Source organism: Caballeronia cordobensis (assembly GCF_001544575.2).
Classification (GTDB): Bacteria; Pseudomonadota; Gammaproteobacteria; order Burkholderiales; family Burkholderiaceae; genus Caballeronia; species Caballeronia cordobensis.
In genome coordinates, this window is record NZ_FCNY02000028.1 from 1 (window position 1) to 20663 (window position 20663).

Genomic DNA, 20663 nt, shown 5'->3' on the forward strand with positions numbered 1-20663 from the left:
TATTAGCACTGCCCCTCCCCGGGGCGGGGGTAACTTTCTTTGCTGCTGCAAAGAAAGTCACCAAAGAAAGCAGCTTTGTCACCGCCCGCGGTCACACGCACGTTGGCCATTCTTCTCCTCGGGGAACGGCCCTCGCCTAAAGAGTGCCCTCGAAGGCCCAATCGGGCGTGGATCGCGCACGGTCTGACACGCCATAACTTCTAGCGCGCTGGTTCAGCACGAAATAGCTTCGGCACAGCGCTGCGCGCTGCCGTGGGGTATGCGAGGGAAACCAGTGGGACACGAATGCGCACGCAAACCCGATAAGCCGGTCGGCCGCGGAGCGGGCCGGAGCTTGAAATGGCTGTACCAGTTTGTTGTGTGGTGCGATGTGACGGATCGTGTGCGATCCAAGCCCGCTTGGGCCTATGGGGGCACTCTTTAGGCGAGGGCCGTTCCCCGAGGAGAAGAGTGGCCAACGTGCGTGTGACCGCGGGCGGTGACAAAGCTGCTTTCTTTGGTGACTTTCTTTGCAGCAGCAAAGAAAGTTACCCCCGCCCCGGGGAGGGGCAGTGCTAATAGACCGACACGAAAACGGGACCCACCGACAGAAACAGAAACAAAAACAAAAAAACCTCACCGCGCGGCAAGCGCCTGCCTAACCGGCCCCCCCAGCGCCCGCAGCGTCTCCTTGACAGTCGAAATCCTCACAGCCAAATCCGGACTCCGCGCTTCGATCCGCAGCTTATCCTGCCCCGCCAACTTGATGTGCTTATGCTTCTGCACCATCTCGATGATCTTCATCCCATCCACCGGCGGGTTCGGAATGAACTGCAACGATATCGACAACTCCGCCGCATCGATCTTGGAAATGCCCAGCGGCTTCGCAGCCAGCCTCAACCGATGCGTCTCGACCAAAGCATGCGCCTGCGGCGGCAACTTGCCGAACCGGTCGACGAGCTCTTCGAGAATGCCGTCGATCGCATCGCTCGACTCGCAGTTCGCCAGCCGCTTGTACAGCGACAAACGCTCCTGCACATCGCCGCAGTAATCGGCGGGCAAAATCGCCGGCGCGTGCAGATTGATCTCGGTCGTCGCCGCGAGCGGCGCGTTCAGATCCGGCTCGCGTCCTTCCTTCAAAGCGCGCACCGCATCGTTCAGCATGTCGGTGTAAAGCTGGAAACCGATCTCCTGAATCTCGCCCGACTGCTTGTCGCCCAGCACCTCGCCGGTGCCGCGAATCTCGAGGTCGTGCATCGCCAGATAGAAGCCCGAACCGAGTTCCTCCATCTGCTGAATCGCTTCGAGGCGGCGCTGCGCCTGCTTCGTCAGCGACTGCGGATCGTGCACGAGCAAGTACGCATACGCCTGGTGATGCGAGCGCCCCACGCGCCCACGCAACTGATGCAACTGCGCAAGACCGAACTTGTCCGCGCGATGCATGAGGATGGTGTTCGCGCTCGGCACGTCGATGCCGGTCTCGATGATGGTCGTGCACAGCAGCACGTTCGCGCGCTGCCCGACGAAATCGCGCATCACGCGCTCAAGCTCGCGCTCGTGCATCTGTCCATGCGCCACCGCGATGCGCGCCTCGGGCACGAGGGCCTCCAGCATCGCGCGGCGGTTTTCGATCGTCTCGACTTCGTTGTGCAGGAAGTACACCTGCCCGCCGCGCTTCAGTTCGCGCAGCATGGCCTCGCGGATCACGCCGTCTTCCTCGCGGCGCACGAAGGTCTTGATCGCCAGCCGCTTCTGCGGCGCGGTCGCGATCACGGAGAAATCGCGCAGGCCTTCGAGCGCCATGCCGAGCGTGCGCGGAATCGGCGTCGCGGTGAGCGTGAGCACGTCGACTTCCGCGCGCAACGCCTTGAGCGCCTCCTTCTGCCGTACGCCGAAGCGATGCTCCTCGTCGATGATCACGAGGCCGAGCCGCTTGAACTTCACATCGCTCGACAAGAGCTTGTGCGTGCCGATCACGATATCGATGCTGCCTTCGTTGATCTGCTGTATCGCCGTCGAGACTTCCTTGCCGGTCTTGAAACGCGACAGCTCCGCAATGCGCACGGGCCAGTCGGCGAAGCGGTCGGTGAAGGTCTGCGTGTGCTGCTCGGCGAGCAGAGTCGTAGGCGAAAGAATCGCGACCTGCTTGCCCGCCATCACCGCGATGAACGCGGCGCGCAACGCGACTTCCGTCTTGCCGAAGCCGACGTCGCCGCACACGAGCCGGTCCATCGGCTTGCCGCTCGTCATGTCGCCGATGACCGACGCGATCGCCGCCGCCTGATCGGGCGTCTCCTCGAAGCCGAAGCTCTCCGCGAACTTCGTGTAATCGCGCGGTTCGAGCTTGAACGCGTAGCCTTCGCGCGATGCGCGGCGCGCATACAGATTCAGCAGTTCGGCCGCGGTATCGCGGATTTGCTGCGCGGCCTTGCGCTTCGCCTTTTCCCACTGGCCTGAACCGAGCTGATGCAACGGCGCGCTGTCCGGGTCCGCGCCGCTATAGCGCGAGATCACGTGCAACTGCGCGACCGGCACGTACAGCTTCGCGTCGTTCTGATATTCGAGGTGCAGGAACTCGGTTTCGCCTTCGCCGAGGTCCATCGACACGAGGCCCATGTACCGGCCGATGCCATGTTGCGCATGCACGACCGGATCGCCGATCTTCAGTTCGGCGAGATCGCGCACCATCGAATCGACATTGCTCGCCTGTTCCTGACGTCGCCGTCCGGCACGGCGCGCGAGCGGGCCGTATAGCTCGGTTTCGGTGACGATCGCGAGCTTCTCGGATGGCAGCACGAAGCCGTTCGCAAGCGGCGCGATGCCGAGCGTGAACTTCGCGTCGGCGGTGAGCCATTCGAGGAAGGTGTCGCGCGACTCGCCGCGCAGGTGGTTGTCCGCGAGCAATTGCTGAATCGTCTCGCGCCGTCCCGCCGATTCGGCGACGAGCATCACGCGGTTGTCCGTCTGCTCCAGATAATGGCGCAGCGCAAGCAGCGGCTCGTCGGCGTGACGGTCGATCGCGAGGCCGGGCAGCGGCACCGACCAGCCGCCCTCGGGCGTCGCAGGGAATTTGAGCTGCGCGAAGGGCTTTGCGAAGGTGAAGAAGTCGTCGTCGGTCAGAAAGAGCCGGCGTGGTTCGAGCAGCGGGCGCTCGCGGTCGTGCGAGAGGAAGTCGAAACGCTGCTTCGTGTCGTGCGTGAAGCGCTTGATCGCCGCGTCCATGTCGCCGACGAACACAAGTTGCGAGCCTTCGGGCAGATAGTGAAAGAGCGTCGCGGTTTCGTCGAAAAACAGCGGCAGATAATATTCGATGCCCGCCGACGGCACGCCGTTGCCCATGTCCTTGTAGATCTGCGAGCGGCTCGGGTCACCCTCGAAGACTTCGCGCCAGCGGCTGCGGAATGCGGTGCGCGCGGCTTCGTCGAACGGAAACTCGCGGCCCGGCAACAGGCGCACGTCGCGCACCGGGTAGAGGCTGCGCTGCGTGTCGGGATCGAATGCGCGGATCGAGTCCACCTGATCGTCGAACAGGTCGAGGCGATAAGGCAGCGCCGAGCCCATCGGATAAAGATCGATCAGCGAACCGCGCACGCAGTACTCGCCCGGGCGCACGACCTGGCTCACGTGCTCGTAGCCCGCGAGCGTCAATTGCGCCTTGAGCTTCGCTTCGTCGAGGCGCTCGCCCTGCGTGAACGAAAACGTGTAGGCCGCGAGAAACGAGGCCGGCGGCATGCGGTACAGCGCCGTCGTCGCGGGCACGATGAGAATGTCGCAGCGCCCTTCGCCGAGATCGTGCAGCGTCGCGAGACGCTCGGAGACGAGATCCTGGTGCGGCGAAAAGGTGTCGTAAGGCAGCGTTTCCCAGTCGGGCAAAAGACGCACGCGCGCATCCGGCGCGAAGTAGGGGATCTCGGCGGCGAGACGCTGCGCATCGACGGCGCCCGCGGTGACGACCGTCAGGAGCGGCACGCGCTCGCGATAGGCGGCGTGATAGCGCGCGATGGCGAGGGCATCGGAGGAGCCGGACGCGCCGTCGAAGACGAAGCGCTGACCCGCCTTCACGAGCGCGATGGGAGCGCTGGACTGCGCGTTGACGGCTTGGGTGGACGCTTTGGTGGACATAGGGTAGGCATTGAACCGTCCCTGGCGCAACGCCGAAAAGGCGCGCGGGACGTGGTCGCGAAAGACGTATTATAAAATCCGGGCTTCAACTTTGACTTGCGCCCCTCATTTGCCAGTGAATTTGCCCGTGACTCCCCGCCTGTTTTCACTGATTCCCTGCGCCGGAACCGGCAGCCGTTCGGGCGCGCCGATGCCGAAGCAGTACCAGATGGTCGCGGGCCGCCCGATGCTCGCGTACACGCTCGCGGCGTTCGACGCGTGCTCCGAATTCTCGCAGACGCTCGTTGTGCTTGCACCCGATGACCACCATTTCGACGCCCGCCGCTTCGCCGGGCTGCGCTTCGCGGTGGAACGCTGCGGCGGGGCCTCGCGGCAGGCGTCGGTGTACAACGGACTCGTGGCGCTCGCGAATTTCGGCGCGCGCGCCGACGACTGGGTGCTCGTGCACGACGCCGCGCGCCCCGGCATCACGCCCGAGCTGATCCGCAAGCTCGTCGCGGCACTGCGCGACGACGCGGTCGGCGGCATTCTGGCGCTGCCGGTCGCCGATACGTTGAAACGCGTCGCACCGAACATGCCCGATGCGCCCGATACCGGCACGCGCATCGCCCGGACGGAATCGCGCGACGGTCTCTGGCAGGCGCAAACGCCGCAGATGTTCCGGCTCGGCATGCTGCGCGAGGCGATCGAGCGTGCGCGGCACGACGGCCACGACCTGACGGACGAAGCGAGCGCCATCGAATGGCTCGGGCACTCGCCGAAGCTAGTTCAGGGCAGCTTGCGCAACTTCAAGGTGACCTATCCGGAGGATTTCGCGCTCGCGGGCGCGATTCTTTCCGCGAAGCCCTAACCGCTAACTTCTACTGCAAGGTTTGGATCGATGGATTTCAGAATCGGACAAGGATACGACGTCCACCAGCTCGTCGAGGGCCGGCCGCTCATCATCGGCGGCGTGACGATTCCTTACGAACGCGGCCTGCTCGGCCATTCCGACGCCGACGTGCTGCTGCACGCCATCACGGACGCGCTTTTCGGCGCGGCGTCGCTTGGCGATATCGGCCGGCACTTTCCGGATACGGCGACCGAATTCGCGGGCGCGGACAGCCGCGTGCTGCTGCGCGAAGCCATGAAGCGCGTGACGGACGCGGGATTCGCCATCGCCAACGTGGACAGCACGATCATCGCGCAGGCGCCGAAGCTCAGCCCGCATATCGACGCGATGCGCGCGAACATCGCCGCCGATCTCGATCTTTCGATCGACCGCGTGAACGTGAAGGCCAAGACCAACGAGAAGCTCGGTTATCTCGGCCGGAAAGAGGGCATCGAGGCGCAGGCCGCGGTGCTGCTGCGGCGCACGTCGATCGACGCATAACGGGCGCTATTTCCCTTCCGCTTCGATGGTCAGCGCCACCGCGTTGATCACCGCCGCGATGCGCCCGACGTCGCGCAGTTGCGTCGTCGACATGCCTTCGGCAACGAGATTCTCGTAGTGCGATTTCACGCAGAAATGGCACTTGCCGATGATCGACGCCGCGAGCGCGTACATCTCGAAGCGCCGCTTGTCGACGCCGCCATGCGAGGCGTACGCGTTCATGCGCAGGTTTGCGGGCTGCGTCCTGAGATCGGCGTTGCCGGCCATCTCCAGATACGGATACCAGACGTTGTTCATGCCCATCAGGGCAGCCGCGGTGAGCGCGGCGTTCGTCTCTTCCGGCGACAGCACGCCCGCATTGCGAATGATGCCAACGAGCTTCGTCGCCTTCGCGGCGAACGCGGCGGCCAGCGCGACGCCCACTGCGTCATTGCCTTCGAGCGACGAGCGGGCGATCGTGCCGTCGATGTTCAGGCGGATGTCCTTCGCATAGTCGGGCACCTGCTCCTTGATCGCAGACAGAAATTCCATTGTTTTCTCCTGTTCGATGACGTTAAAAAGCCCGCCAGCGCCGAACACGCGTTCGGCCGGATGGCGGGCTTTGCGGAATCGGCAGCGATCGGAAGCGCTTACAGCGTTGCGCCGCCGACAGCGCGGTTGCACGGACACAGCTCGTCCGTCTGCAAGCCGTCGAGAATACGCAGGACTTCTTCCGGGCTGCGGCCCACGTTGAGGTTATTGACCGACACGTGCTGAATCACGTTGTCGGGATCGATGATGAACGTGGCGCGCAGGGCCACGCCGGCTTCCTTGTCGCGCACGCCGAGCTGATCGATGAGTTCGCCCTTCACGTCGCCGAACGCGTAGTGGTTCAGCTTGTTCAGGTCCTTGTGCTCGCGACGCCACGCCAGCTTGACGAACTCGTTGTCGACGCTGCCGCCCAGCAACACCGCGTCGCGGTCCTCGAAATCCTTCGCCAGCTTCGCGAACTCGACGATTTCCGTCGGACACACGAACGTGAAATCCTTCGGATAGAAATAGATGATCTTCCACTTGCCCGGAAAGGACTGCTCGGTGACTTCCTCGAAAGCGGACTGGCCGTTCTCTTCGTGATGATTGAAGCCCGGCTTCGCAGCGGTGACGGTGAATGCTTCGACTTTATCGCCAACGGTCTTCATGCGCTAACTCCTGTGGAATCGTTGAGAGGACAATCTCCAACCAAACTACTGGATCGCCGTAACGCGCGCATGACACGCCCGTGCCAGGCGTGCCGCGCGTGAGCCTGGTTCATCTTAACGGTATTTAAAGGAGCGCCTCAATAGTATTTGGCTAATGGGCGGGATAGCTTTTCGCAAAGCGGCGCGGGGCGCGCGGGTCAGGTCTCGAAGCGCGCGCCGCCTTTCATGGGCGGGAAGTCGATCGTCACTTCGAAGCCGGGAAGTGGCGTGCGGTTGCGCAGGCGCAGCGTGCCGCGTTGCCGCGTGACGAGCCGCTGCACGATCGCCATGCCGAGGCCCGTGCCGTTCGCCTGCGTGCGCGCGGCGTCGACGCGATAGAACGGGCGCGTGATGAGCGCGACCTGATCGTCGGGGATGCCGCGGCCTTCGTCCATCACCGAGAGTTCGACCTTGCCGTGCGCGACGCGCGTGAGCAGCGTGATGCGCGCGACGTCGTCGTGCTCGCTGCGACCGTACTTGCGCGCGTTTTCCAGCAGGTTGCCGACCACGCGGCGCGCGTCCGTCGGATCGCCTTCGATCACCGCGCCCTGCGCGAGATCGGTGCGCATTACCACGCCCTCGTCGGCCTGGAAACGCGCGGCGAGTTCGCCTGCGATCATCGAAAGATCCACCGCCTCGGGCATGCGCTGCATCGGCCGCGCATAGTCGAGAAAGCGCCCGATGATCATGTCCATTTGCTCGATGTCGTCGATCATGGCGAGCTTGGTCGCTTCGTCCGACGGGCTCATTTCGGTTTCGAGACGCAGGCGCGCAAGCGGCGTGCGCAGATCGTGCGAGATGCCGGCGAGCATCAGCGCGCGGTCGGCTTCGAGCTGCTCGAGATCCTGCACCATCTGGTTGAAGCTGCGATTGGTTTCCGCCGCGACGCCCATGCCACGCTCGGGCAGACGCTCGGGCGACTGCCCCGAACCGAGCTTGCGCGCCGCGAGCGCGAGGCGCGCGAACGGCCGGTTCACGAGACTCGTGATGAAGGCCGCGCCGAACAGCGACAGCGCCAGCGCGAACACGCCCCAGCCGGCCCATTGCAGGCCGGTGACGGTGTCGAGCTGATCGCGGTCGAGCGCGACCCAGTAATCGTCGTCGTCGATCTTGAAGCTGATCCACACGCCGGGGATGTCGTTGACCGATTGCGCGATGATCGTCTCGTTGCCGAGCCGCCCGCGCACGTCGCGTTCGATCAGCCGGTTGAGCGATTCGTCGGGCTGGAGCTTGTACTTGTCGGTGGTTTCGCGCGGATAGACGCGCACGCCCTCGTTGCTCTCCAGATCCTGAAGCAGCGCGCGGCGCAGATCGGGGTCGGAATAGAGCAGGGCGGTGCGCGTGAGCTTGACCACGGCGACGAGCTGCAGCGCCACGCGTTGCGCGCGCGGCTCGCGCTCGATCACGCGAAAGCTCTGGAACCACGCCGTCAGGCTGACGGCGATGAGCAGCGCGATCAGCGCGAAGGTTCGCCAGAACAGGCCGCCGAACGCGAGCGCCAGTAGCCGCCTGTCGATGCGCATGGGTCTGTCGGGCTCAGCTCTGTGAAGGGGATAAAGCGTGGCGAAACTCGCTCAAGTGAATCAGGCCGCGCCGTCGGGAATGAAGACGTAGCCCAGGCCCCAGACCGTCTGGATGAAACGCGGACTGCTGGGATCCGGCTCGATCAGCTTGCGCAGACGCGAGATCTGCACGTCGAGGCTGCGATCGAACACTTCGTATTCACGGCCGCGTGCGAGCTCCATCAGCTTTTCACGCGAAAGCGGCTGACGCGGATGACGCGCGAACACCTTGAGCACCGAGAATTCGCCGGTGGTCAGCGGAATTTCCTGGCCGTTCTTCGTGAGCGTGCGCGTGGCGAGGTTCAGCGCGAACTCGCCGAACTCGAACACTTCGGTGGTTTCGGACGGCGCGCCGGGCAGTTCGGACGGCGTCTGACGGCGCAGCACCGCGTGGATGCGCGCAACCAGCTCGCGCGGATTGAACGGCTTCGGCAAGTAATCGTCGGCGCCCATTTCGAGACCGACGATGCGATCGACATCCTCGCCCTTGGCGGTGAGCATGATGATCGGCGTGCGATCGTTGCTGCCGCGCAGACGACGGCAGATGGAAAGACCGTCTTCGCCGGGCAGCATCAGATCGAGCACGAGCAGATCGAAACGTTCGCGCACCCAGAGCTTGTTCATCGACGGCGCGTTTTCCGCGACGTACACGTTGAAGCCCTGTTCACCGAGATAGCGCCGCAGCAGATCGCGCAGGCGCGGATCGTCGTCGACTACGAGAATTTTTGAAGGGTTCTTGGTTTCCATGGCGGCATCTTAGCGCGTTTGATCAAACGCCGAGTTTGTAACAAAAGCGAGTGTAACAGTTGGTTACAAAATTTACGGAGGCTGTGGCACGACCTAAGGGTTTGCTGCGTACACTGCTTTACCTGAGCCCGCCATTCGGTAGATACTCCATTAGACCAGTGCGTCTTGCGGCCCGACCAAGCCCTTCCTAAGACGTGCGCGAAAAGACTGAGGCTGTCCGGTTGTCGAGCAACGAAGGGAACAATATGAAGGGAGCGCGGCAGCGCGGACCCGTGCGCACCGAGCGCATTCTCAGAAAGACACTTATCGCCAGTGCGCTCTACGCAGTACTGAGCACGCCTCATGCTTATGCGCAATCCACCGGCTTCACCCGCGACGGCAATGCTGTCGATAGCAGCGTCCCGAATTCGCGCGGCCGCTTCGATGGCCGCATGATTCGCGCGCAACAACGCCTGGGCAAGGGTGCGCCGTCTACGGGCCGCGACCACGACGCCAAGGCTTCCGCCATGCAGCCCGTTCAGCAAGCCGATCAGGCGCCGCCCGCGCGCCCGCCGCGCCACACGGTGATGACTGCCGACGAGCGTCGTCTCTTGCGCCAGCACATCGAAGAAGCCGTGCGCGATCTCTACAAGCGGTAAGCGGCGCGCACCGCGATGAACCGACGTCAATTCCTTTCGATTGCCGGCGCGTTCGCAGGATGCGCGGGCGGCATCGGCGAGATTTCCGCTTCCGGCCACCTGGATTCATCGTCTTCCATTCGGGCGCTCGTGCTCGTCGATCTCGACGGCGGCAACGATGGGCTCAACACCGTCATCCCTTTTTCAGACCCGCGCTATCGTGTGCTGCGGCCCGGACTCGCGCTGCCTCGCGAGCGCGTCATCGCGCTCGATGAACGCACGGCCTTGCATCCGTCGTTGCTGCCGTTGATGAGCGCGTGGCGCGCGAACGAGCTTGCGATCGTGCAGGGCGTCGGCTACGACGCGCCGAACCGGTCGCACTTTCGTTCACGGCAGATCTGGGACACGGCGTCGCATGCGGATGAATATCGCCACGATGACTGGATCGCGCGCGCGAACGCGTCGCACACGCGCGTGACCGCCGCTTCGTTCGATGCCGCCGCGCGCCTCGCATCGACGCATGGCGCGGCCAATGACGTCAGCGTGATTCACCTCACGCTGCACGGCTTCGATACGCACGAGAACCAGGCGCGCCGGCATGCGGCGCTGCTTGCCCGGCTCGCGCAAGGGCTCGCCTCGCTGCGCGCGGCGTTGATCGCATCCGGCGCGTGGCATCGCACGCTCGTGATGACGCGCTCGGAGTTCGGGCGCACCGCGCGTGAAAACGCCGCGGGCGGCACGGATCATGGTGCGGCCGCGCCGCATTTCCTGATGGGCGCGCGCGTGCGCGGCGGGCTATTCGGACCGGGGCCGCAACTCGACCGGCTGAACGCGGACGGCGGCGTGCCCGTCGGCATCGACTTCAGGAGACTGTGTGCGACCGTGCTCGGCGCATGCTGGCCGCACGACCGCGCATCGATCCTGGAAGGGCGCTTCGAGCCGCTGCCGGTTCTGCGCGCCTAGCGCGTTTTCCATGCGATCCACAGCTTGCGGATCGGCGTGAGCGAAATACGCTGATGCAGCACCTGAAAGTTCTCGCGCTCGATTTCATCGAACAGCGCAAGCGACAGTGCGGCACGCGCGCGCAGCACGCGTTGCGTCGCGCGTTCCGCGGCGGGAATCGCCGCCAGTGCATCGCCGAGCGCGCGCCGGGCGCGATCGGTCTGATAGCGCATGAGATCCGAGAACGCATCGCTGTACTTGCGATTGATGATGTCCGCCGCGGTCACGTTGAAGCGCTGCAACTCGTCGATGGGAATATAGATGCGGCCGAACCGGGCGTCGTCGCCGATCTCCTGAACGCGCTCGGCGAGCAGCAGCGCCGAGCCGAGCGGTGCGGCCCAGGCCGCCGCGCCTTGCGGATCGCGCGCGCTCGCGCGGGCGACGGCCGTCGCGAACGCGCCGCCGGTCTGCTCCAGATAGCGCCTGAGGCCCGGCCAGTCGAGATAGCGCGCCTGGTCCAGATCCATGCCGAAACCGTCGACGACTTCGGCAAGCGACGCACGCCCGGCATCGTCGAGAACGGGATGCGCGGCGTCGCCCGCATGCGCCTTCAAGGCTTTCGTGACGGGATGCGTCGGTTCGCCGCCGTCGAGCCGGGCAAGTTCGCCTTGCCACCATGCGTGCTTGGTGCGGCCGATGGTGGGGTCGCTGGTTTCCTTCACGGTCTCTTCGAGCTCGCGATAGAGCGCGTAGAGCGCGGTCAGGAGCGGCTGGCTCGATGCCGGCGCGCGGCGCAGCGCGTAGTACGTGCCGGAGCCTTCGGGCGCGGCCTTTTGCTGGCAATAGTCGTCGAAGTTCACGAACGGGGCGGGTGGGGAGTTCGAAGGTCGTTGTGGTCTTGGCGGTTTGCGCAAACACTTCGCGCAAACACGGCCGCTCATTTTATCCGGCGAGGCGCGGCGGCGCTGAACGTCGCGCGCAGCCTGCGCGCGTGTGTGCGCCGAAGCACCGACGTCGAACGTTTGCGCGCGCCACACTGGCGCAACCGAGAGGAGGCGCGCATGGGCTTGAGCAAATCCGAGAACAGGCAGTTCGGCGATACATGCCTGCCGTACCTCGTGCGCAGCGTGGCCACGGATTTCGGCTTCGATTTCCGCGTGTGTCCGCGTCAGATGCACGTTTCGCCGACGCTCGGGCTGCATATCACCGCGCAACGCCGCGCCGACGCGCCACTCGCGTTTCCGCTCAACGTCTTCGTGTACTGGCAGCCTTCGTGCGCCCGGCGGTTTCTCTCGCACGTCGACAGGCCCGTGGCCGCCGCGCGCGCAAGCGAGCGCATGCCCGAGGAGATCAGGCGGCTGATGGAGATGTCGGGTGTCGATTTCGCGGGCCGTTCGCAAGCGAAAGGCGAAGTGATGATGGTCGAAGTCGGCGAGATCAGTATCTGACGCAAACAAAAAAACCCCTTTGCCGATGAAAGGGGTTTCGTTGTGGTGCGAGGAGCGGGACTCGAACCCGCACACCCTTGCGGGCGTCAGGACCTAAACCTGGTGCGTCTACCAATTTCGCCATCCTCGCACGCTGCATTCGGCACCGGTCCATTGTGCCAAGCCCGAAATTCTAACTGATTCGTCTTGCGATGTCTGCGAAATTGCGTCGCGGCGGTTAGGCATCCGATTCCAGTCATACGCATCGCACGATTGCAGCTTGTCCGTTGCCTGCCTACAATCTCGTTCAATTCTTCCGCTTCGGCACCCAGCCTTTCCCTCATGACTCGCAACGCGCGCAATCGCTTCGTCGCATGGCTCGGCATTGCCGCCATGTGGCTTGCCATTGTCGCGCCGGTCATCAGCCAGACGCTCGCCGAGCGCGCTGCCGCGAGCGATCCGCAAGCGGTGCTGTGCGCCGTCGATGCATCGCAGGCGGACGAGGGCGACACCGCGCACGCAGGCGGTCACGCAAGCAATCACGCCGGCAGTCACGACGCCGCCAGCCATTTCGACGCCTGCTCGTATTGCGGGCTGCTCGCGCACAATCTGCCGGTCGCCGTCGGGTTCGGCCATGACGCCGTGCGCATCGAGCGCGTCACGCGCGTCGTGGCGTCCGTGCATAGCCGCGCCGTCGTATCGAAGTCCTTCAACGCCGCGAGTCCGCGCGCGCCGCCTGTTCTGTCCTGAAACCGTCTTCCGTCCGATCGCCTCGACGTTCGCCGCGCGCATGAGCGCCGCGAACGTGCGCGATCGCTCGTCAGTTCTTTCAGGATTTCACGATGTTCACGCTCACCACGCGAGCGCGACGGCGTTCGCGCCATCGCGCCGCAGCGCGTTCGCGCGCCTGGCTGCCGCTCTCGCTCATGGCGCACGCGGCGCTGTCCGCGGCGGCTCCCGGCGAAGGCGATAACAACGCGCCCGCCCATCAAGACGACGCCACGCTCGCGCCGGTCGTCGTCACCGCACAGGCGGCGCCGCGCGCGTCGTCGCTCGATCCGAATCTGCCCGCCAGCGTCGATACCGTCACCGCGGACCAGTTTCAGTACTGGAACGTGACGACACCCGAGGACGTGCTCAAGTACGCGCCGAACATGGCCGTGCGCAAGCGCTTCATCGGCGACCCGAACGCGACCATCGCCGTGCGCGGCACGAGCAACGCCCAGACCGCGCGCGGACTGGTCTACGCCGACGGCCTCCTGCTCAGCAACTTCCTCGGCAACACATGGACCTTCGCGCCGCGCTGGTCGATGGTCTTCGCCGACGACATCGAGCGCACCGACGTCATCTACGGCCCGTACTCGGCGCTTTATCCGGGCAACTCGATCGGCGCGACGGTCGCGATCACGACGCGCATGCCGACGCAATTCGAAGCCGACGCGAAAGTGCAGGGCTTCACGCAGCACTTCGATCTGTTCGGCGTGAACCGCAACTTCAACGGCACGAACACGACGGCGACGATCGGCGACAAGATCGGCAAGTTCTCGTTTCTGATCGGCGTCGATCATCTGGAGAACACCGGGCAGCCGCTGCAGTTCGCGACGCTCGCGCAATCGAAGACGCCCGCGAGCGCCGCCGCCACGCCGGTCACCGGCGCGTACTTCTATAACGACCAGTTCAACGCGCGCACCGCGGTGCTCGGCACGTCGAGCGAGGCGATCGAGCGCACGTTTCAGGATCAGTTGCGCGTCAAGCTCGCCTACGACATCACGAACACACTGCAGGCGGGTTTCACGCTCGGGTACTGGCATCAGAAGTACAACAGCGACACGCAGACTTTCCTGCGCGACGCCGCCGGCAATCCGGTGTACAGCGGGCGCGTGAACATCGGCGGATTCGAATACAACCTGCCCGCCGCGACGTTCGCGCCGAGCATGGGATCGAGCGAAAACTTTCTCTACGGCGCATCCCTGCGCACGCACAACGCGACCGGATGGAACGCCGAGGCGGTCGCGTCGTACTTCGACATCACGCAGAGCATCGCGCGCACCGCGAATTCGGGCGTGCCCGGCGACGGCCCCGGCACGCTGACCGACGGCAGCGGCTCGGGCTGGAAATCGCTCGACCTGCGCACGAGCTGGACGCCGACCGCGCGTGCCGGTCTCACCGCGCACGCGCTGTCGTTCGGGTATCACTACGACAACTATTTTCTCGACAACGTCACGTCGAACACGAACGCGTGGCGCGATGGCGGCGGCGTCTCCTTCGCCAACTCGTTCGGCGGACGCACGCGCACGCAGGCCGTGTATGCGCAGGACGCGTGGCGTTTCTTGCCGCGCTGGGCGTTCACCTACGGCGTGCGTTACGAGAACTGGAACGCGTACGACGGCGCACGCGCGGTCGGTGCGACCGCGCTCGGCTATCCGGACGCGAGCGAGAGCCACTGGTCGCCGAAAGCGTCGCTGTCGTTCGATGTCACGCAGGATCTGACCTTGCGCGCGTCGATCGGGCGCGCGTACCGGTTTCCGACCGTCGGCGAACTGTTTCAAGGGCAGATCAACGGTATCTCCATCGTCAACAGCAATCCGAACCTGAAGCCCGAAGACGATCTGTCGAAGGAGCTGACGGCGGAATGGGTGCGCGGCAACGGCCTGTACCGCTTCACGCTCTTTCAGGACGACGTGAAGAACACGATCCTGAGCCAGACCAACACGACCGTCATTCCGAACGTCACCAACTTCCAGAACATCGACAAGGTGCGCTCGCGCGGCGTCGAATTCGCCTACGAAGGGCAGGACGTGCTGCTGCGCGGACTCGACCTCATCGCGAACGCGGCGTACACGCAGTCGAAGATTCTCGCCAACGCGAACAATCCGGCATCGGTCGGGAAGTACTTCTATCGCATTCCGCTGTGGCGCGCGAACGTGGCGGCGACGTATCACACGCCCGGGAATACGGCCACCACGCTCGCGGTACGGTATTCGGGGCGGCAATACAACACGCTCACGAACACCGACGTCAATCCGAACACGTACGGCGGCACGAGCACGTACGCGGTCGTCGACGCGAAGTTCACATGGAAACCGACCAAGCGCACGGAGCTGGGCGTTGGCGTCGACAACCTGTTCGACAGGCGCTACTACGTGTTCCACCCGTACGCGGGGCGCACGTTTTATCTCGAAGGGCGCATCGGCATCTGATGACCTCCCACGGAAAACGCACACATTCAACGAGAATCGTCATGCTCGCACCCAATTTGAACGCCGCCGCGGCCACGCCGGAAGTGGAAGTCATCGCGCATCGCCGCACGCTGTGGCGCTGGCATTTCTATGCGGCGCTTTTCGTGATGCCGCTGCTCCTCGTGCTCGCCATCACCGGCACCATTTATTGTTTTCAGCCGCAGATCGAGCCGCTTTTGTATCGCGACAGGATGGTCGTCGCGGACTCGCACGGTCCCCAGCTTTCGCGCGATGTCCTGCTCGCGAAGGCCGCCGCGAGCGAGCCGCGCGGCGCGGTGCCGACGCTCGCGCAAATCGAAACCGACCGCGCGAGGAGCGCCGAGTTCGTGTTCCGGCTGCCTTCGGGCGAGAGCGAAAGCGTGTACGTGAATCCGTACGATGGCGCGGTGCTCGGCACGCTTTCCGTCGAGCATCGGCTGATGAAGCAGGTGCGCAATCTGCATCGCGGCCTGATGCTCGGCAAAACCGGCGAGCTCGTGATGGAGCTTGCCGGCTGCTGGACGCTCGTGATGATCGGCACGGGCATCGCGCTGTGGTGGCCCGGCCGGCAAAGCAAGGGCGGTGTGTGGCTGCCGCGGCTCTCGCTGACGGGCCGCGCGTGGTGGCGCGATCTGCATGCGGTCGGCGGCATCTGGCTCGCGCTCGGCGCGCTGTTCTTCGTGCTCTCCGGGCTGCCGTGGTCGGGTTCATGGGGCAAGGAGTTCAAGGCGCTCGCGACATCGGCGTCGCTCGGGTATCCGAAGGGCGCGTGGGGCGAAGCGCATGTGCGCTCGACGGCGCCATCGGCATCGGCATCGAACGATGAACACGCGATGCACGGCATGAACATGAAGATGGACGATCTGCCGCTGCATCAGACGCCGTGGGCCGTCGGCGCGACGCAGGTGCCGGACAGCGCGCAGGCATCGGCGCAAACCCAACGCGTTTCGCTCGACGACGTCGTGACGCTCGCCGCGAAGCAGGGCGTCGCCGACGACTACGGCATCGCGTTGCCGACCACGCCGACGGGCGTCTACACGGTGTCGTACTTCCCCGCCGATCCGCGCGCGGAACGCACGCTGCACATCGATCAGTACAGCGGGCGCGTGCTTTCCGACATCGGTTACGGCAGCTACGGGCGCGTAGCGCAATGGATCTCGTACGGAACGTCGCTGCATATGGGGCGCTACTTCGGCTTCGCGAATCAGCTCGTCAGTTCGGCGATCTCGCTCGGACTCGCGGCGCTCGCGGTGACGGGCTTCGTCATGTGGATGAAGCGCCGGCCCGCCCGCGCGCTCGGCGCACCGGCTCGGCCCGCGAAGCGCCCGCCGATGCGCGTTTGGCGCGGCTCGCTGACCGTGCTGGGCATGATTTTCCCGTTGATGGGCGCGACGATGCTCGCGGTCTGGTGCATCGACCGCCTCGCATTCGGTGCGAAGCGCGCGCCCGCCTGATCAGACCGCGCCGAAGCGCAGCCGCGTGAGTTGCTCGGCTTCGTTCGCGAGCAATCGCGCGGCGTCGCGGATGGCGACATCGAGCGTGATCGGGCCCGGCGCGGGCGAGAAGCAGCCGCTGAAAAATTCGGAAAGACGCGGCAGCGCGGCCGAATCGACCGCGCCGGAGAGCAGGGAAGCCGGCACGCCCGCCGCGCGCGCGTGCTTGCAGGCGATGAACGGCGCCTTGCCGTGCAGCGTCTGCACGTCCGAGCGGCCTTCGCCCGTGATCAGCCAGTTCGCGCCTTCGAGCGCGGCATCGAGCCCGATCTCGCGCGCGACGACTTCCGCGCCCGTCTCGAAGCGCGCGCCGAGCATGTGCAGCGCGAAGCCGAGGCCGCCCGCCGCGCCCGCGCCCGGTTCGTTGCGCTTTTCGACGCCCATCGCCGGTTCGAGCAGATCGGCGAAATGGGTCAGGGCGGCGTCGATGGTCGCCACTTGCTCCGCGCTTACGCCTTTTTGCGGTCCGAAAACCGCGGTCGCGCCGTGGTCGCCCGTCAGCGGATTGTCGACGTCGGACATGCCGACGAACTGCGCCTCCTTCACACGCGGATCGAGCCCCGAGGCATCGATGCGCGCAATCTGCGCCAGCGCCGAGGGCACCGGCGCGAGTTCCTTGCCGTTCGCATCGAACAGCTTGAGCCCGAGGCCGACGAGCAGGCCCGCGCCGCCGTCGTTCGTGCTGCTGCCGCCGAGCGCGACGTAGAACGTGCGCGCGCCGGAATCGAGCAGCGCGCGGATCGCCTCGCCCATGCCGAGCGTGCTGCGCTCGGTGACGGGCACGGCCATGCCGTCCGGATCGGTGATGCCGACGACTTCCGCCGTCTCCACGATCGCGCCGCCGTCGGCGAGCAGGCCGGTCGCGGCGTCGCGGCGCGCGGCTGCCGCGCCGCGCACGTTGAGCATGCGGCGCTCGCCGCCCGCCGAGAGCATCGCGTCGAGCGTGCCTTCGCCGCCGTCGGCCATCGGGCGGATGCGGATGTCGGCGTCCGGCCGCGCGCGCCTGATGCCTTCCGCAATGGCGTTCGCGACGCCTTCGGCGGAAAGCGAGCCCTTGAACGAATCGGGAGCGATGACGACGACGGGAGCAGCGGACGTGACAGGCGTGGCGTTGGGCATGGTGTCTCGAATGTTCTGATGTGGAAGGGTTCGATTGAAAAGCCGCGGCGAGGCCCAATGTATGCCTTCGCCGCATGCGCTTCATGCAGTGCGGCAATGCATCGCGCGGCAGGCGGCTTCGTCGCGTGAATCATGCGCCGGCAAGCTTATCAGCGTGGCTCGCGCCGCAAAATAGCGGCGTGCCGATAACCGGAATTGTGCCCGCGCGCGCGTGCCGGCAAAACGCGGATTTACGCCGAAATCCGGCGGAAAATCGGGCGCTTTTCTGGCGAAATCGCGTCGAACCGGCCGGATCGCATGCCCTTGTCCGGGCCACGCGGAATTTGTTTGCTAGAATACTTGGCTCTGTTGACTGACACCGTGTCGGACGACGATCCGGCACTACCGTGCAGACCTGGCAGACGCGCTCTGCGCGGGTCTTACGGCGCCAGGCGTCGATTTCGGCCGGCTCGCGCAGAGCTCGCATCCGGACCCGCGCCTTTAGAACCGCGGAAGAACCGAACACCGAATTCACGATTTACTTTAGGACGATTTCAGCCATGGCTAACGTTGTTGAAAACCTCGGCAAGCTCGAACGCCGCGTGACCATTTCCCTGCCGAAAGATTCGGTGCAGAAGGAAGTCGATTCGCGTATCCGCCAGTTGGCCAAGAACGTGCGCATGCCGGGTTTCCGCCCGGGCAAGGTGCCGCTCAAGATGGTGACGCAGCAGTATGGCGGCCAGGTCGAAGCCGAAGTGCTGAGCGACAAGGTCGGCAAGGAATTCTTCGACGTCACGCGCGCCGAGAACCTGCGCGTTGCGGGCCAGCCGAGCTTCGCGCCGAAGGCCGAAGGCACGGAAGACCAGTACGCGTTCGACGCGACCTTCGAGGTCTATCCCGAAGTGCAGCTGGGCGACGTCGCGAACGCCGAGATCGAACGTACGGTCACGACCATCTCCGAAGCGGAAGTCGACCGCACGCTGGACATCCTGCGCAAGCAGCGCGTGCACTTCCACGCACGCGGCGAAGCCGGCGAGCACGGCGACGGCGGTGGTGACGTCGCGGCCAAGGACGGCGACCGCGTGACGCTCGACTTCGTCGGCAAGATCGAAGGCGTGGCATTCGAAGGCGGCAGCGCGGAAGACTTCGCGTTCGTGCTGGGCGAAGGCCGCATGCTGCCCGAGTTCGAGCAGGCTGCAACCGGCCTGAAGGTCGGCGAATCGAAGGAATTCGACCTCAAGTTCCCGGACGACTACCACGGCAAGGACGTGGCGGGCAAAACGGCGCAGTTCACGATCACCATCAAGAAGATCGAGTGGCCGCACCTGCCGGAAATCGACGCGGATTTCGCGAAGTCGCTCGGCATCGAAGACGGCGATCTCACGAAGATGCGCACCGAAATCAAGGACAACCTGGAGCGCGAAGCCAAGCGCCGCACGCAGCAGATCGTGAAGAACCAGGTCATGGACGCGCTCCTGAAGATTTCGGACCTGGACGTGCCGAAGGCGCTGATCGAGCAGGATCAGCAGCGCCTCGTCGAAATGGCGCGTCAGGATCTGCAGCAGCGCGGCGTGCCGAACGCCGCCGACGCGCCGATCCCGGCCGAAATGTTCGCCGAGCAGGCCGAGCGCCGCGTGAAGCTGGGCCTCGTGCTGGCCGAGCTGGTGAAGGCGAACGAACTGCAGGCGAAGCCCGAGCAGATCCGCGCTGAAGTGGACGAATTCGCCAAGAGCTACGAAGACCCGAAGGAAGTCGTCCGCTGGTATTATTCGAACCAGCAGCGCCTCGCCGAGATGGAAGCGTACGTCGTGGAAAGCAACGTCGTCGATTTCGTCCTGGGCAAGGCCAAAGTGACCGACAAGGAAGTCAGCTTCGAGGAACTGGCCAGCGCAACGGCGCAAGCCTGACGCGTGAGGCAGGGGGCGTGCGGAGTCGTCGGATGACGGCTCGCACGCCTTTTTTGCATTAAAGTTTGGGCGTTTGCATGCCGTTCTAGTCGATGTTCCTTTGTCGTTCAGTACCCTTATTCCGAACAAGGAAATTGCATGACCTTTCGCGCTGAATTGCTCGACACGTTGGCGTCCCACGCACCGCGGGACTTCGAAGCCCAGGCGCTCGGCCTCGTTCCGATGGTCGTGGAAACGAGCGGCCGCGGCGAGCGTGCCTATGACATCTACTCGCGTCTCCTCAAGGAGCGCGTGGTGTTTCTCGTCGGTGAAGTGAACGACCAGTCGGCGAATCTGGTCGTCGCGCAGTTGCTGTTCCTCGAAAGCGAGAATCCCGACAAGGACATCAGCCTGTACATCAACAGCCCGGGCGGCTCGGTTTCGGCCGGCATGGCGATCTACGACACCATGCAGTTCGTGAAGCCGGACGTGTCCACGCTGTGTATGGGTCTCGCCGCGAGCATGGGCGCGTTCCTGCTGGCGTCGGGCGCGAAGGGCAAGCGCGTCGCGCTGCCGAACGCACGCGTGATGATTCACCAGCCGCTCGGCGGCGCGCGTGGCCAGGCATCGGACATCGAAATCCAGGCGCGGGAAATCCTGTACCTGAAGGAACGTCTGAACCAGTTGTTGTCGCATCACACGGGTCAACCGGTCGAGCGCATCGCGCGCGACACGGATCGCGACAACTTCATGTCGGGCGACGACGCACAGGCTTACGGCATCGTCGACCAGGTGCTTCACAAGCGTCCCTGAAGGCGTCCGGAGCGGCGCCGCGCCGGCCCCTCGGAGACGAGCCGGCACAGTGACGATGTCGCGCACGCGGCGCAACGCCAAACGCGCTTCGTTTGCCCTCGCGGGGTCGAATCTGCGAGGGGGAATCGATGGGCGTATCATGTAACAAGAGTGTCCGGAGGCTTACACAT

16 protein-coding genes, 1 tRNA gene and 1 pseudogene are annotated in these 20663 nt (G+C 64.9%); 10 read left to right on the forward strand and 8 right to left on the reverse strand.

Annotated features, from left to right (window positions below):
- Positions 1-615 precede the first annotated feature (615 nt).
- Positions 616-4112, reverse strand: a pseudogene (gene mfd / locus AWB70_RS33895) (transcription-repair coupling factor).
- 116 nt (positions 4113-4228) lie between these two features.
- Here mfd and ispD point away from each other — a divergent pair.
- Both ispD and ispF read left to right on the forward strand, forming a co-directional pair.
- The gene (ispD, locus tag AWB70_RS33900) at positions 4229-4951 is read left to right on the forward strand and encodes a 2-C-methyl-D-erythritol 4-phosphate cytidylyltransferase (RefSeq protein ID WP_053568133.1); all 723 of its coding nucleotides are present in this window, start codon (positions 4229-4231) and stop codon (positions 4949-4951) included.
- Positions 4952-4981: 30 nt separating this feature from the next.
- The gene (gene ispF, locus AWB70_RS33905) at positions 4982-5473 is read left to right on the forward strand and encodes a 2-C-methyl-D-erythritol 2,4-cyclodiphosphate synthase (protein ID WP_053568056.1); all 492 of its coding nucleotides are present in this window, start codon (positions 4982-4984) and stop codon (positions 5471-5473) included.
- 6 nt (positions 5474-5479) lie between these two features.
- Here the strand turns inward: ispF and AWB70_RS33910 are convergent, their stop codons facing one another.
- From AWB70_RS33910 to ompR, 4 genes are all read right to left on the reverse strand, one after another.
- Positions 5480-6004, reverse strand: coding sequence for a carboxymuconolactone decarboxylase family protein (locus tag AWB70_RS33910; protein WP_053568057.1), 525 nt, complete (start codon positions 6002-6004; stop codon positions 5480-5482).
- Positions 6005-6102: 98 nt separating this feature from the next.
- Positions 6103-6651, reverse strand: a complete 549-nt coding sequence (locus tag AWB70_RS33915) for a peroxiredoxin (RefSeq protein WP_014191267.1) — start codon at positions 6649-6651, stop codon at positions 6103-6105.
- A gap of 197 nt (positions 6652-6848) precedes the next feature.
- Entirely contained in the window at positions 6849-8213 is a 1365-nt protein-coding gene (locus AWB70_RS33920) for a two-component system sensor histidine kinase GluS (protein WP_014191268.1), read from the reverse strand.
- A 60-nt stretch (positions 8214-8273) separates the two neighbouring features.
- Positions 8274-8999: a two-component system response regulator GluR gene (gene ompR, locus AWB70_RS33925; RefSeq protein ID WP_008349770.1), complete on the reverse strand. Its 726-nt coding sequence runs from the start codon at positions 8997-8999 to the stop codon at positions 8274-8276.
- 245 nt (positions 9000-9244) lie between these two features.
- Between ompR and AWB70_RS33930 the strand changes: the two genes are divergently transcribed.
- Both AWB70_RS33930 and AWB70_RS33935 read left to right on the forward strand, forming a co-directional pair.
- Positions 9245-9637, forward strand: coding sequence for a hypothetical protein (locus AWB70_RS33930; RefSeq protein WP_235024411.1), 393 nt, complete (start codon positions 9245-9247; stop codon positions 9635-9637).
- 15 nt (positions 9638-9652) lie between these two features.
- Positions 9653-10579, forward strand: coding sequence for a DUF1501 domain-containing protein (locus AWB70_RS33935; RefSeq protein WP_053568058.1), 927 nt, complete (start codon positions 9653-9655; stop codon positions 10577-10579).
- On the opposite strand, the gene AWB70_RS33940 is transcribed toward AWB70_RS33935, so the two are convergent.
- Positions 10576-11418: a squalene/phytoene synthase family protein gene (locus tag AWB70_RS33940; RefSeq protein ID WP_053568059.1), complete on the reverse strand. Its 843-nt coding sequence runs from the start codon at positions 11416-11418 to the stop codon at positions 10576-10578. The genes AWB70_RS33935 and AWB70_RS33940 overlap by 4 nt on opposite strands.
- 201 nt (positions 11419-11619) lie before the next feature.
- Between AWB70_RS33940 and AWB70_RS33945 the strand changes: the two genes are divergently transcribed.
- Positions 11620-12006, forward strand: coding sequence for a DUF5594 family protein (locus AWB70_RS33945; protein ID WP_045450474.1), 387 nt, complete (start codon positions 11620-11622; stop codon positions 12004-12006).
- Between the two features lie 43 nt (positions 12007-12049).
- Here AWB70_RS33945 and AWB70_RS33950 read toward each other — a convergent pair.
- Positions 12050-12136 (reverse strand) — tRNA-Leu (locus AWB70_RS33950).
- Positions 12137-12327: 191 nt separating this feature from the next.
- Here AWB70_RS33950 and AWB70_RS33955 point away from each other — a divergent pair.
- The 3 genes from AWB70_RS33955 to AWB70_RS33965 all read left to right on the forward strand — a co-directional run bounded on the left by AWB70_RS33955 (position 12328) and on the right by AWB70_RS33965 (position 16657).
- The gene (locus AWB70_RS33955) at positions 12328-12735 is read left to right on the forward strand and encodes a DUF2946 domain-containing protein (RefSeq protein ID WP_053568060.1); all 408 of its coding nucleotides are present in this window, start codon (positions 12328-12330) and stop codon (positions 12733-12735) included.
- 92 nt (positions 12736-12827) lie between these two features.
- A complete protein-coding gene (locus tag AWB70_RS33960) occupies positions 12828-15185 on the forward strand; it encodes a TonB-dependent receptor (RefSeq protein ID WP_053568061.1) in 2358 nt (785 codons plus the stop codon).
- Positions 15186-15226: 41 nt separating this feature from the next.
- Complete coding sequence (locus tag AWB70_RS33965; protein ID WP_053568062.1) at positions 15227-16657, forward strand: PepSY-associated TM helix domain-containing protein; 1431 nt, start codon at positions 15227-15229, stop codon at positions 16655-16657.
- Here the strand turns inward: AWB70_RS33965 and AWB70_RS33970 are convergent, their stop codons facing one another.
- The gene (locus tag AWB70_RS33970) at positions 16658-17815 is read right to left on the reverse strand and encodes a glycerate kinase (RefSeq protein ID WP_014191276.1); all 1158 of its coding nucleotides are present in this window, start codon (positions 17813-17815) and stop codon (positions 16658-16660) included. It lies immediately after the preceding gene.
- A gap of 539 nt (positions 17816-18354) precedes the next feature.
- Between AWB70_RS33970 and tig the strand changes: the two genes are divergently transcribed.
- Positions 18355-19701: a trigger factor gene (gene tig / locus AWB70_RS33975; protein ID WP_053568063.1), complete on the forward strand. Its 1347-nt coding sequence runs from the start codon at positions 18355-18357 to the stop codon at positions 19699-19701.
- 138 nt (positions 19702-19839) lie between these two features.
- Positions 19840-20493 carry an ATP-dependent Clp endopeptidase proteolytic subunit ClpP gene (clpP, locus tag AWB70_RS33980; RefSeq protein WP_014191278.1) on the forward strand — a complete coding sequence of 218 codons (654 nt, stop codon included), beginning with the start codon at positions 19840-19842 and terminating at the stop codon, positions 20491-20493.
- Positions 20494-20663 lie beyond the last annotated feature (170 nt).